The sequence below is a fragment of the Streptomyces sp. NPDC047315 genome (assembly GCF_040643215.1).
Taxonomy (GTDB): domain Bacteria; phylum Actinomycetota; class Actinomycetes; order Streptomycetales; family Streptomycetaceae; genus Streptomyces.
This window is the reverse complement of record NZ_JBEYTZ010000003.1, coordinates 1-13,530: the sequence shown is the minus strand read 5'-3', so window position 1 is coordinate 13,530 and position 13,530 is coordinate 1. Positions and strand designations below refer to the sequence as shown.

Genomic DNA, 13,530 nt, shown 5'->3' with positions numbered 1-13,530 from the left:
CACCCCGGCGAACGACAGGCAGGGCAAGGCAGGGCGTCCCATCTGGTGCAAGTACATGGGCCCGCGGTTCTTTGCCCACTAAAGTCGTGACATCACTGGTGGTTATGGGGCCGGGCTCGGCGTGTGGACGTCGGGGTCCCGGTGGGGAGGGCCTGTCGAGCATGAGCCGTCGCTCCAATGGGTTGGTCGGGATCTGGGCTGAAGCGCAGCGGCAACAGCAACGTCAACTGGAGGCACAAGCCCGGTACCAGCGGGATCTGGAGCGGCAGCAGCGGGCGCACCAGCGGGAGGTGGCGCGGCGGCAGCGGGAGCAGCGGGCGGCGTACCGGGAGATGCGGGAGGCGGAGGCCCGGCGGCGTACGGGGGAGATCGAGGCGCGGGTCGAGTCGTTGCAGGGGTTGTTGGCCGCGGGGTGTCGGGCCCCGGCGTTCCGGGCCGGGGCGCTGGCGCGGGTGGAGCAGGTGGAGCCGTTCGCGCCGGGGCAGCTCGCGCAGCCCGTACGGATGCCGGACCCGAACCAGTACCAGCCGAGGGGCGGTTGGACCGCTTCGCGGCGGGCGCAGGCGCAGGCGGAGGCCCGGGCGCAGTTCGAGCGGGACTGGCAGGCCGCGCAGGCTGCAGAGGCGCAGCGGCAGCAGCAGTTGGCTGCGTACCAGAGGCAGTACCAGCAGTGGGCGGACGGCCAGTTGAGCGAGGTGCGTCGGCACAACGCGGGCATCGTGGAGATGACGACCGGGCTTCGCAACGGGGATCCCGAGGCCGCGGTCGAGTACTTCTCCGCCGCGCTCTACGCGTCCACCGGGTGGCCGGAGGACCTGCCGCGTCAGGTGTCCGCCGCGTACGACCCGGGTGCGCGCCAGTTGGTGATGAACTGGGAGCTGCCCAGGTACGACGTCGTTCCGGAGGCGAAGTCGGTCCGCTACATGATCAACGCGGATCAGGAGAAGGAGTCGCCGCGGCCGGTGACGCAGCGCCGCGCGCTCTACCGGGACGTGCTGGCTCAATGCCTGCTGCTCGTGTTGCGCGATCTGTTCGCGGCGGACGAGTACGGGGCGTTGGAATCCGTCGTTCTGAACGGCTTCGTCGATGACTACGACCCCACCACGGGCCGGCGGGCGGCCATCTTCCTCGGCACGGTCATGGCTCCGCGTTCGACCTTCACCGGGCTGCACCTGGAGCAGGTGAATGCGGTGAACTGCCTGGTGGACGGCTTGCGGGGGCAGTTGTCGACGCGCCCCGACCAGTATGCGGCCGTACGGCCCGGCCGGGTGCCCGAGGACGTCGCCAGCGGTGTCGTCGTCACACACGGGGGCGAGGGGGAGCCGGATCTGTACGAGATGGATCCGCTCGCGTTCGAGTCGCTGGTCGCCGAGTTGTTCCGGGCCATGGGCATGCAGGCCGTGACCACCGAGCGTTCGAACGACGGCGGGGTGGACGTCGATGCGCTCGATCCGACGCCGATCCGGGGCGGGAAGATCGTCGTGCAGGTGAAGCGCTACCGCAACACCGTGCCGCCGACCGCGGTGCGCGACTTGTACGGCACGGTCCAGGACGCCGGTGCGAACAAGGGTGTGCTGGTGACGACGTCGGGGTTCGGGCCCGGCTCGCACGCGTTCGCCAACGGAAAGCCGTTGGAGCTGGTGGCGGGGGCCGAGTTGGTCGACCTGCTGCACCGGCACGGGCTGCGCGGGCGGCTGGGTGGCGGCGACGGCCGTGGCGGGGGCGGTGGTGGTGGGTCGGTGCCGGCGCAGCGGAGCGCGCCGCCGGACGAGGAGACCGGTGCGGGCGAGCACAACGTGCTGGGGATGTACTGGTCGGGGAGCGTCGCGCTGGACGTGTGCGCGCTCGTCTGCCGGGGGAACCGGGTGCTGTCCGACGACCACTTCGTGTTCTTCAACAACCCGCGGACGCCGGACGGTTCGGTGCGCGCGCTGATACCCGTCCCGCCGGACAGGGCGGCGATCCGGGTCTCCTTCGACGAGCTGCCGGCGGGGGCGGACCGACTCGTCATCGTCGCCGCGGTCGACCCGGAGGCGAATCCCACGGCCGACTTGGCCGGCTTCACGAACGCGGGCATCCGACTGCTGGACGCCGAAGGCACGCCGCTCGACCAGCTGGAGGTCTCCGACGGCCGGCGCGGCGAGACGGCGCTCGTGCTGGGGTCGTTCCGGCGGCGGGCGAACGGGGACTGGGACTTCGTGGCGGGTGGGAAGGGGTACGAGGGGGGCCTGGAGGAGCTGATCCAGGAGTACGGCATCGAAGTGGTGTAGCTGCGGTGCAGTGGTGGACAGCAGAAAGGCCGCAGGTCAGGATCCCTTCCGCCGAGTGAGGGGCGATGAGGATCCCGACCTGCGGCCGGGGCGGACCCGAGTTCTTACATGGGCAAGTTCGTCGGCCCGCCGCTAGCTATCCAATACGCGATACAGGAAAAGATGGCAAACCTCATCGCGTACTTTGCGCCCTTCATCAGCCTTCGCGGTCCTGTCTTGTGGAACTAATCGGAAAAGGACATGCGGTATCCCGCGGAGTGTCGGCGTCGACCACTCACACGAGTGATCGTACAGGCTCCATTGACGCGTAACACCATGGAAGGACCTGCGGGAACCCAGACTCATTCCACCGTCCGGGAATTGGTCCAAACCATTTCCCCGGTGGCTGAAATTGCAGCGCAATTAGGTGTGCGGCGCAATTAAAAAGCGGGGCCGCTCATCGCCGCCCGCAACTCGCTCAGCGCCCGTTCCGCGCGCTCCTCCTCCGCCGGGGCGCCGAGGCGGCGGCTGACTTCGAGGGACTCCTCAAGGTGGCTCACGGCCTGCGCCGCCCGGCCCGTTTCGCGCTCTGTCAGCGCGAGGTCGTACAGGACGTCGCACTCCTCGCCCACGGCGTGGATTCGACGAGTAACTGCCAGCGCAGCGACGTGGCGGCCCAGCGCCTCCTCGCCGCGGCCGACGGCGCGGCACGCCCTGCCGAGGCCGTTGAGGGCGATGGCCTCGCCGCGGCGGTCGTCGGCGGCGCGGAAGACGGGGAGCACGGACTCGTACAGCCCGAGGGCCTCCTCCACCTTGCCGAGCGTTTCGAGCGCGCTGGCGAAGTTCACCCGGAGCATCGCCCTGTCCCTTTTGTTCCCGAGGCCCTGCGCGGCTTCCATTGCCTCTCGGTAGGCTGTTTCCGCGGCGTCGGGGTCGCCCGTGCGCTGGTGGAGTTTGCCGAGATTATTGAGCGTGCTGTAGCGTCCCCTTTGGTCCCCGATTTCCGTGAAGGAGCTCAGGGCCGACGTGAAGCAATTCAACGCTTCCCGGTTCTCGGACAAGTGCAGATGGACGATCCCCAGCAGGTTCTGCGTACGCGCAATGCGGAGGACGTCTCCATTTGCAGTCAGAAAGCTCAGCGCCTTCTTCTGGAGTGACCGCGCGGTGGCGTATTCGCCCGTCTGCCACAGCAGGATCGACAGTTGATGGACGGACTCGCTCTCCAGGTCGCGGTCTCCCAGTGCCCGAGCCGCGTCGAGCGCCTGGCGCAGGGTCGCTATCGCCTCCGTGACGAGCGAGGCATGGGTCTGGACGGCGCCCAGGTCCAGTAGGGCCCGGGCCCGCGACGGGCCGTCGTTCGCCGTGGTCCAGTGGGTGACGGCGCGGCGGAGCAGGGGTTCAGCCGTGGTCAGGGGGCCTTCCATGTCCAGGAAGCCCGCCAGGACGTGGACGGACATGGACAGTTGGTGCTCCGTGCCGTGGTGGGACAGCCAGTCCAGGGTGTCGCGGAGGTTCGCCGCCTCGGCGAGCAGCCACTGTTCCGCCTCGTGCGCGTTCGCCAGTTCCTGCGTTGGCGGAGGGCGGCTCTCGGTGTCCAGGTCCGTGCGGGAGCGGAACGGGTACGCCAGGCGGTCCGCGCGGTCCGCGGTGTGGACGTAGTGGTTGACCAGGTCGTGGACCGCGCGGCGGGACTCCTCCGGGGATTCGAACTCGCCGGAGTCGACCAGCGAGCGCGCGTAGTCCCGTAGCAGATCGTGCAAAGTGAAGCGAAACGGGGCGGGTTCGGACACGAGGTGGTGGGTGAGGAGTTCCTCCAGGACCCGGCCCGCCGTTTCCACGGAGAGTCCGGTGAGCGCCGCCACCGCCGGTGGGCCGAACTCCACGCCGACGTGGAGGCCCATGCGGCGGAAGACCAACTGCTGCTCGTGGTTGAGTGCGTAGTACGACAGGGCGAACACATGCGACATCGCCCGCTCGCCGTCCCGCAGTTGGGACAGGTGGCCGCCGCCCACGCGCAGCTGGCGCAGCAGGTCCGCCGTGGTCCAGGAGGGGCGGTTGAGCAGGCGGCTCGCGGCGATTTCGATCGCCAGCGGCAAATAGTCGCATATCCGGACGATTTCGGCGACGTCCGTCGGGTCGGTGCGGCGGTGCGGGCCCAGGCGTTGGGCGAAGAGGTTCGCCGCGTCGTCCGGCGGTAGGAGGTCGAGGAAGAAGGGGCGCACCCCGGGCAGGCCGGGGAGCCTTCGGCGGCTGGTGACGACGACCGCCGTCGGGGAGGCGCCGGGGAGCAGGGGGCGGACCTGGTCGGAGCCGGCCGCGTCGTCCAGGATCACCAGCATGCGGCGGTCGCGGGCCAGGGAGCGCCACAGGGCCGTCAGTTCGTCGATGCCGTGCGGGAGTTCCTTGGCGTCGAGGCCGATCAGCCGCAGCAGTTCGGTCAGCGCCCGGGTCGGCGTGGGGGCCGTGCGGTCGGCGGCGCCGCCGCCGAGGTGGAGGAAGACGCAGCCGTCGGGGAAGCGTTCGCGCAACCGGTGGCCGAGGTGCACGGCGAGCGCCGTCTTCCCGACGCCCCCGAGGCCGTCGATGGCCTCGACGGTGACCACGGTCGACGCTCCCCCGCCCTCGCAGAGCGCCGCGGTGAGCCGGCGCAGCTCGTCGTGGCGGCCCACCCAGGGGACGTCGCGCGGCAGGTTGTCCGGTGCCCGACGGGCCGGCCTGGCGGGGATGGTCTCGCCGCCGACCTGGCGGAACAGGGTCGGTGCCGAGGTGCCCGACAGGATGCCCTGGTGGACGCGGTGCAGTCCGCGGCCGGCTTCCAGGCCGATGTCGCGGACCACGCGCTGGCGCGTCCGCTGGAGCAGTCGCGTCGCCTCCGCCGTGCGGTTGCCGCCGTACAGGGCGATGGCGAGGCGCTCGGCCAGCGCCTCGTCCACGGGGTGCGCGTCGACCAGGGGCAGCAGTACGGGGACGGCGTCGGCGAACTTGCCGTCCGCGAGGAGGATTTCGGCCCGGGTCATGGCGGCCACGAGGTGGGTCTCGTCGACGGCTGCGCGCAGGTGCTCGACCCACGAGCCGGCGATGCCGGCCAGCGGTTCGCCGCGCCACAGCGCGCCCGCCCGCTCCAGCAGGGCCAGGGCCCCGTCCCGGTCGTCGCTGTCGCGGAGGGAACGGGCCTGTTCGACGCAGCTCGTGTAGCAGCGCAGGTCCACCAGGTCCGGATCGACGTGCAACACGTACGAGTTCGTACGGCTGACGATCGCGGGCGCGTCCCCCGCGGCGATCTGGAGCGAGTTGCGGACCCGGGAGATGTGGGCGTGGAGGGCTTCCCTCGCCTTGCCCGGCGGGTGGTCGTCCCAGATGCGGTGGATCAGGGTGTCCACGCTCACCGTGCGACCGGCGTCCCACGCGAGCGCGGCCAGCGCGATGCGCGTCTTGGTCGACTTCAGTTCACCGCATCGGCCGGCCGCCCTGACCTCGACGGCTCCCGAGAGTCGAATCTCGAAGTCCACCAGCGACCTCCCCCGACGGTAGGGCCTGCTGCAATGTCGAGCGCATTCGAGCTTTCGAGGGTTTCACGGGGCCGGCGCGGGCGTCCACAGCGTGGCGTCGCGAACCCGAATTGGCCGATTGACCGACGGTGCTTGTTCACAGCGGGGCTCTGGCGGGGAGTGAATGGCGAGGTAGCGAAAGGAGTGGTGCGCATGCGAGCCTCCTCCTCGGGCGGGCTGGGTGGGTTGCTGTCGGCGCTGGTCGCCTGTGGCGCAGCCCCGGAATCGGCTGCGTGGCACGGCCTGGAACGGGTCGTGGGGACCGCCGCGCTGGCGGATCCGGCGGTGGGCCGGTGGTGGCCTCCGCGGGGCGGTCGGAGACCGCCGCCCGAAGCGTTCTGGCGAGAACTCGCCCAGGTACTGGGCGGGGCGGCGCTTCGGGATCCGGCCACGCACGACGCCCTGACGGAGTGGTTACGGGACCACGGGCCGGCCTTGACACCGGACGCAACAGCGGTCGCGGCAGCGGTCGCAACACCCGACGGGACTCCAGACCGGACACCCGACCGGACACCAGACCGGACACCCGACGGGACACCAGACCCAAGAGCGGACCCAAGAGCGGACTTGGCAACGGACGTGGGCCCGGGCTCAAGCCCACCCGCGGGCCCCGGGCCGAGCGCCGCCGCCAGCAACACCATCAGCGGGGACGCCGTCCTCCACGGACCCAGCATCCAGGCCCGCGACGTCCACGGCGGCATCCACTTCCACCCCTCCCCCGCCCCTCCCTCATCCCCCGCCATGCCGGTGCCGCGCCAACTCCCGCCCGTGACAGCCCGGTTCGTCGACCGCGAGGCCGACCGCACCGCCCTGGACGCCCTGCTCGACCAGCGCCCCGCCCGCGCGCCCCAGGTCCTGGTGATCAGCGGGCTCGCGGGGGTCGGCAAGACCACCTTCGCCACCCACTGGCTGTCCGAGCACGAGGACGGCTTCCCCGACGGCCTCCTCTACGCGGACCTGGGCGCGCCCGCCGCCGACGGGACCAGCGGGCCCGTCTCCCCCGCCACCGTCCTGGAAGCCTTCCTGATCGCGCTCGGCGCGCCCGCGGTGCCGGCCGAGCTCTCGCAGCGCAACGCGCTGTGGCGGTCGATGACCTCGAACCTTCGCCTCGCCGTCCTCCTCGACAACGCCTTCACCGCCGCGCAGGTGCGTCCGCTGCTGCTCGCCACGCCCACCGGGCTGACCGTGGTGACCAGCCGCAGCCACCTGACCGGGCTCCAGGTCGACGGTGCGGCCTTCCGCCGGCTGGAGGGGCTGCCGGCCGAGTCCGCCGTCGAGTTGCTGGCGGCGGCCGGCGGCGGGAGCCGGGTGGCACGGGAGCCGGCAGCCGCGCGGGAGGTGGTCCGGCTGTGCGGCCGGCTGCCGCTGGCCGTCGCGCTGGCCTCCGCCCAACTCGCCGTCCGGCCACACCGTTCGGTGTCCGCCCTGGCCGAGCTGCTCTCCCGCGGACGGGGCGCGATCGACGCCCTGCGGCTCGACGGGGAGGCCGTGATGCGTACGGCGCTGGACACGTCGTACGAGGTGCTGCCGGGGCGGAGCGCGGCGCTGTACCGGCGGATGGGGCTGCTGCCCACGGACCGGCACGACCTGGCGATGCTCGCGCAGGTGGCGGCCGACGGACCCGGGGAAGGGGCCGGGCACGGGGCTAGTCACGGGGACGGGTACGGGGAGGAGGACGAGGCCGACCTCGCCGTCCACTCGCTCGTGGAGTCCAACCTCCTGGAGGAGACCGGCCCGAGCACGTACCGCTTCCACGACCTCGTCCGCCCGCACGCGCGGCGGCTCGGTGAGGAGTTGGAGGGTCGCGACCAGCGGGAGCGCGCACTACGGCGGTTCGTCGACTGGTGCCTGTCCACCGCCACCGTGGCGGAGGGCATCCTCACCCCCAGCCACCACCTGTCCCTGCCCGACGTACCCGAACCCTCCGTGCCGCCGACCCCGTTGGAGGACGCCACGGAAGCGCTGGCCTGGCTGGACACGCACCGCAACGGACTGATGGGCGCGGTGCGCCACTGCGCCGAGTCCGGTTGGCACACGTCCTGCTGGCGGCTCACTGACCTGATTTGGCCGCTTTTCTTGCGGTTCAGACCGTCGGATTCCTGGATCGAGGCGCATCGGCTCGGCCTCGAAGCGGCCCGGCTGAGCGGGTCGCGGCCGGGCGTCGGCCGGATGCTCACCTCCGGCGCCATCGGGCTGCGCAACGCGGCCCGGTACGAGGAGGCGGCGACCTGGTACCGGGAGGCGCTGCAACTCGCCGTCGAGGACGGGAACGTACGACAGCAGGCGCAGGCGGTGAACGGGCTCGGGCACGTCGAGCTGCTGGCCGACCGGCTCGACGAGGCGCGCGAGCACTTCCAGCACGCGCTGCGGCTGCGCGAGTCGATCGGTTACGGGCGCGGGGTCGCGCTCTCCCGACGGCGCCTTGGCGAGACCGCGCTCGCCGCCGGCGACCTGGAGGCCGCAGCCGCGCACCTGCGGCGGGCGGACGCCGAGTTGACCGCGCTGGGCGAGGCGTACGAGGCGAACCGGGTACGGGCCATGCTCGGCCACGTCCTGGACCGCGCGGGCGACGTCGAGGTGGCCACCCGGCTGCTGCGGGAGGCCCTGACCCGCTTCCGGGCCGGCGAGAGCCGGTCGGAGCACTGGGAGGCGCGCTGTCTGGAATGGCTCGGCCGGGCCGCCGAGTCCCGCGGGGACCCGACGGAGGCGAGCAGTTGCTACGAGGCCGCCCGGGACCTCTTCCAGCGGCTGCGCCCCGCAGACGCGGAACGGCTGGAAGACCGGCTGCGGCAGTTGCGGCAGCCGTAAGTCCGCCGCCGGCTGGTGTGGCGGGCCACTGGTGCTGCGGGCCGCCGCAGCTGACCGCCGCAGCCGGCCCGTACAGCGGTGACGTCGTGGGCGTACCCACGACGTCACCAGGGCCGTCACCGCCGCGTCACCGCCTCACCGCCTCACCGCCTCACGAGCGAGACGGACCGCAGCTCACGGGGCGAGCCACCGGCCACGACCCAGGCGTGCACGACCGAGGCGAACACCGGTGTCGGGATCGCGACCCCGGGGTCGTCCGGCTGCGACCGTACGCACCACGCCCCGCCCGCTCCGTCCCGCACCCCGACGACGCATCCCGCGGTGATGACGGGCACGGCGACGACGAGGCAGCCCGGGTGGGCAACCAGCAGTTCGCGCGCCCGACGGCGGGCCTCCGCGGGCGGCAGCGGTACGCGGCCCACCAGCACGTCGGCGTGGTGCGCGAGCTCCGAGCCGCCCGGGTCCGCCCGCAGGTGCACGTCGCACGGCGGCCGACCGTCGCGCGGATACGGGCAGGGGTCCGGGCCCCGGCCCTCCGGTCCGTCCGGGGACGGCACCGCGGTGGAGCGCACGAGGACGGGCCCGCGGGTGACGTCCGAGCGCCACACCAAGAGGAGCGGCCGATCGGCGTCCCGGCCGCGGGACGCCGCGGCGCCCGGTCGGGCCGGGTGGAAGCAGACCGCGGTCCACGCGGCGGCCGGCTCCGGGCGCGGAGCCGAGAGCCCGTCGAACCGCTCGCCCCACTCGCCCCACGCGCTGCGCTCCATGCGGAGGGCCTGCCGGTACGAACCGTCGTACCGGCCGGGTGCGCGGCGCGGGCGGCTCACGGCGCGGCCCCCTCGCCCGCGCGGACCTCCCACTGCGTCAGCGCCGGCGGCAGCGGCGGCGCCGCGACCCGCGGCGGGAGGGCCGGTTCGCCCAGGTCCAGCAGCCGGTACAGCACCGACCGCATCCGGCGGTGGAACTCGCCCGGCGCCGACGACAGCGTCTTCGCCACCCGGTCGTACTGCCCCGGGCCGCGCAGCCCCGCCGCGTACTCCAACTGTTCGGCGAGCGGGTGCCCCGGCAGGATCACCGGCGCCACCGCGCTCAGCAGCGCCGCCGGCGAGCGGTCGGAGACTTCGCGCCGCGGGCCGGCCGTGAGCAGGATCGTCGCCTCCGTCAGCGTTCCGTAGGCGGTCAGGGACCCGTGGTCGCCGATGATGTAGTCCGCGGCGATCAGCAGCGGCTGCCAGTCGGCTTCCGGGGGCAGGACCGCGACCCCCCGGCCGCGGCAGGCGGCCAGCCAGCTCCGCACCTGCCACGTGCCGTGGCCGGCGAAGACGTTCGGGTGGAGCATGATCGCGACCCGGTAGCCGTCGCACGGCAGCTGCCCGAGCAACTGCGGGAGCAGGGCGTCGAGCCGTTCGAACGTCGAGGCCCGTCCCCAGGTGGAGGAGACGACCACGAGCCGCTGCCCCGGCTCGATGCCCAGGGCGCGGCGGTACTCCGCGCGCCGGGGCGCGCCCGCCGTGATCCGGTCGACGCACGGGTCACCCACCACGTGGGCCACCGGCAGCGCCTCCGGGCAGGAGAGCGCCAGCTCCTCCAGGGCCCGGGTGTGGCTGTAGACGACTGCCGCGTGCAGCACCCGGCCCTCGTGCAGCAGGTGCTGACGGCTCAGCATCCCGGGCGCACGGAGCTCGCCCGGGGCCAGCTTGGAGACGTCGGTGAGCAGTTTGTTGTGCCCGGCTCCGTGCGAGATGCGCACCACGGGGGCGCGCAGCTCGTGCACTCCGCGGGAGCCGGCGACCAACGCGAGGTCGAACTCCGCCCGTAGGGCCTCCTCCCAGGGCACCGTGGCGATGCCCAGGTCCTGTAAGAACTGTGTGACTCCGGTGCCGAAGGCGTGCGGTGCGGCCGTGAAGACCAACTGGACGCGCAGATCGGCCTCCAGCAGGTCGAAGACCTCCCGCAGCCGCTGCGCGAAGGTCACCGTGTGCACGACCACGAGGACCCTCTTGCAGTCCCGCACCGTCAGCCAGTGGCCTTGTTCGATCAGTGCGGACTTCGTCGTTGTGACAGACACGCGATCCCCCATCGCTCGTCGCTGCGTCCAACTTCGACGAGGGGATGCCCGACCCATCCGGTGCTTTCCTTGCAAGTCCCTTGCAATACCCTTGCCGCCGCTCTGAGGTGGGCGTTTACCGCGCCACTCGACGGCCGGAAGAGGGTTTTAGGGGGCGGGGTCGGTTCGGGTGGTCTTCTCTGGAGGCGGGGTGCCGAACGTTGGTTGCGCCAGGGTTCAAGGATGGCGCAGAGACCACTGCTACGTCAGGGGAACGACGGATTCGGCAGTGCAATTGCATGACCGTCGGGGCGGGGCTCTACGGCGATTGTGCAGAGGCGCTTGGTGGCCCGGGTCAGGGCCACGTACAAGTCCCTTTCCCCACCGGAGCGGGCCGCGCTGATTTCCTCGGGGTTCACGACGACGACCCCGTCGAATTCGAGGCCGCGCGCTTCGGACGCCGGCACGACCCGTGCGTGGTGCGCGATGCCCCGGGCCGTCAGCTCGCTCACCCTGGTGTCCGCGCAGATCACTCCGAGGAGTTCGCCGGGGTGCGCAACGCTCTGGGCGCGGAGTTCCCGGGCGACGGCGGTGGCCAACCCGTCCGGGGGCGTGGTCACGGTGCGGGGGCGCTCGCCGCTGCGCAGTGACCGGGTGGGTTTCTGGTCCGGGGCGATCCGCGCGAGGAGGTCCCGTACGCCCTCCAGGATCTCCTGCGTGGTGCGGTAGCTGACGGTCAGGTCGTGCAGTTTGAACCGCGCTCCGACGTGGGGGCCCAGCGCTTCCTTCCAGTCGCGTGCGGTCGCGACGGGGCCCGCCTGGGCGAAGTCGCCCACCAGCGTCATCGCCCGTGCCGGGCAGCGGCGGACGATCATCCGCCACTGCATGGCGGTCAGTTCCTGCGCCTCGTCGACGACGACGTGCCCGTACGTCCGCTGGGGAGGGCCGTCGACCAGGCTCGCCGCCTCGTCGAGCAACGGCACGTCGGCGTCGGTCCACGGGTCGTCCGGACCGCGCAGCAGAAGGGTCCGTTCCTGCGCGGTCAGGCGGGGCAGTCGCTCGGCGAGGGCGGCGGGGTCGGTCAGCAGCGCCGTCACGAGGTCACCGGGTGCCAGCCGCGGCCACAGCGCCTCGACCGCCCGGTCGACACCGGCGTCGTCGAGGAGATCGGCCCGGACGGCGTCCAGGTCCAACTCGTGGACCGGCCCCGGGTCGGCCGCGCCTTCGGCACGGCGTTGGGCGGCGCCCGTGAACCGGTCGAGGTCCAGGCCGGTCATCCTTTCGGCGTCGGCGTCGATCTGCTCCAGGAGGTCGCCCATGCCCCGTTGCATCGCGTCGGCGACGGCGTCGACCAAGAGCTTCGTGAACGCCCGGCGCGCGGGGTTGTGACCCGGTGCGGCGGCCAGGGCGGCGTCGCGTGCGGTGGCGACTTCCCCTTCGGGCAGGTGGACCAGTTCCCGTCCGACCCGCACGGTGAAGTCACCGGCGGGGGCCTGGTGGACGCGCAGCAGGCCGGCCAGGGCGTCGGCGAGGTCGGAGCCGCCCTTGAGACGTGCGGTGTCGAACGGGTCCACCGCGTCCGCGGACGGACCTCCGGCCAGTTCCCGGCAGGTCGCCAGGACGACGTCGTTCTCTCCGAGGGAGGGAAGGACCTGGGAGATGTAGTCCAGGAACCGGGCGTTCGGGCCCACCACCAGGACGCCGTCCGCCGCGGCGCGCGGGAACGCGTACAGGACGTAGGCCGCCCGGTGCAGGGCCACCACCGTCTTGCCGGTGCCGGGCCCGCCCTGCACCACGGTCACGCCGCGGTGGGCGGAGCGGACGATCTCGTCCTGCTCGGCCTGTAGCGTCGCGACGGCCGCGTGCATCCGGCCCGTGCGCCGTGCCGACAGGGCCTCGGTCAACGGGCCGTCCCCGACGACGTCCTCGTCGGTCGGGGCGGTCCCGTCCAGCAGTTCGTCGCTCACCGAGATGACGGTGCGCTCCTCCAGGCGCAGGTGCCGGCGGCGCCGCAGGTCCATCGGGTGGACCGGCGTCGCCTCGTAGAAGGGCCGCGCCGCGTTTGCGCGCCAGTCCACGAGGAGCGGCAGATCGCCCTCCTCCTGGTGGAGTCCGATCCGTCCGATGCGTAGGGTCGTGCCGTCCGTCCAGTCGATGCGGCCGAATACCAGCCCCTTTTCTGCGCCTTCCAGCCGGCCGATTTCCGTGGTCAGACGTTCGGTGGCGATTTCCCTCTCGTATGCCTCGGCGGCGCCGTCCGCCGGGGCCTTCAACACACTGACTCGGTTTGCTCGCGCCTTGGAAATCCGCTGGTTGAGCACCTCGTACAACGAGGACACATAATCCTGCTCCGATGCAACTGCGCGCGCAGCGGGATCATTTGTTTTCGACAACAGGGGGCTCCTTCGATTCGAGCCACACCATACGGTCGAGGACCCCCGAAGATAAGTCTTGACTTACTTTGCGGGGCCGTGCCCTTGTGTCTTGGGGGCGGGGACACTCTTGAATGCCGGCGATTTTTCGACTTCCGCGTTTTTGTTTTGTGTGCCTGTGGACGGAGCCGGGGTAGCCCCGCGGGAGCGTTGGTCTCTGCGGCCCGGTGGGGCTTGTTCGCGCAGTTCCTCCCCCTGTGCCCTGCGGGCTGGGGCAGGGGTTTCAGGGGCGCGGGGAACTGCGCGACAAGCCCACCACCGGGCCGCAGACGGCATCACCGCGCACGGGCCGCGGCGCTACCGCGCCCGCTGACGGAAGCGCACCGCGGGGCCTCGCGGACGCGGCCTAGGTGTATTGCCCTGTGAGGTTGGGGACGCGGCTGGCGGGTGGTTTGCCCGCGAGTGCGGTGTGTCCGCGGTGGTGATTGTAGGTGTGGAGCCATTGC

6 protein-coding genes are annotated in these 13,530 nt (G+C 72.1%); 2 read left to right on the top strand and 4 right to left on the bottom strand.

What is annotated here, in order from left to right; translation table 11 throughout:
• Nucleotides 1-161: 161 nt before the first annotated feature.
• Entirely contained in the window at nucleotides 162-2,270 is a 2,109-nt protein-coding gene (locus ABZ842_RS03680; protein WP_361531011.1) for a restriction endonuclease, read from the top strand.
• Nucleotides 2,271-2,689: 419 nt separating this feature from the next.
• Here the strand turns inward: ABZ842_RS03680 and ABZ842_RS03675 are convergent, their stop codons facing one another.
• A complete protein-coding gene (locus ABZ842_RS03675) occupies nucleotides 2,690-5,758 on the bottom strand; it encodes a tetratricopeptide repeat protein (RefSeq protein ID WP_361531008.1) in 3,069 nt (1,022 codons plus the stop codon).
• A 606-nt stretch (nucleotides 5,759-6,364) separates the two neighbouring features.
• Here ABZ842_RS03675 and ABZ842_RS03670 point away from each other — a divergent pair.
• The gene (locus ABZ842_RS03670) at nucleotides 6,365-8,605 is read left to right on the top strand and encodes a tetratricopeptide repeat protein (RefSeq protein WP_361531005.1); all 2,241 of its coding nucleotides are present in this window, start codon (nucleotides 6,365-6,367) and stop codon (nucleotides 8,603-8,605) included.
• 143 nt (nucleotides 8,606-8,748) lie between these two features.
• Here the strand turns inward: ABZ842_RS03670 and ABZ842_RS03665 are convergent, their stop codons facing one another.
• From ABZ842_RS03665 to ABZ842_RS03655, 3 genes are all read right to left on the bottom strand, one after another.
• Complete coding sequence (locus tag ABZ842_RS03665; protein ID WP_361531002.1) at nucleotides 8,749-9,432, bottom strand: hypothetical protein; 684 nt, start codon at nucleotides 9,430-9,432, stop codon at nucleotides 8,749-8,751.
• A complete protein-coding gene (locus tag ABZ842_RS03660; RefSeq protein ID WP_361530999.1) occupies nucleotides 9,429-10,673 on the bottom strand; it encodes a hypothetical protein in 1,245 nt (414 codons plus the stop codon). The genes ABZ842_RS03665 and ABZ842_RS03660 overlap by 4 nt, the downstream gene beginning before the upstream one ends.
• Before the next feature lie 245 nt (nucleotides 10,674-10,918).
• The gene (locus ABZ842_RS03655) at nucleotides 10,919-12,991 is read right to left on the bottom strand and encodes an ATP-dependent DNA helicase (RefSeq protein WP_361530996.1); all 2,073 of its coding nucleotides are present in this window, start codon (nucleotides 12,989-12,991) and stop codon (nucleotides 10,919-10,921) included.
• Between the last annotated feature and the right edge of the window lie 539 nt (nucleotides 12,992-13,530).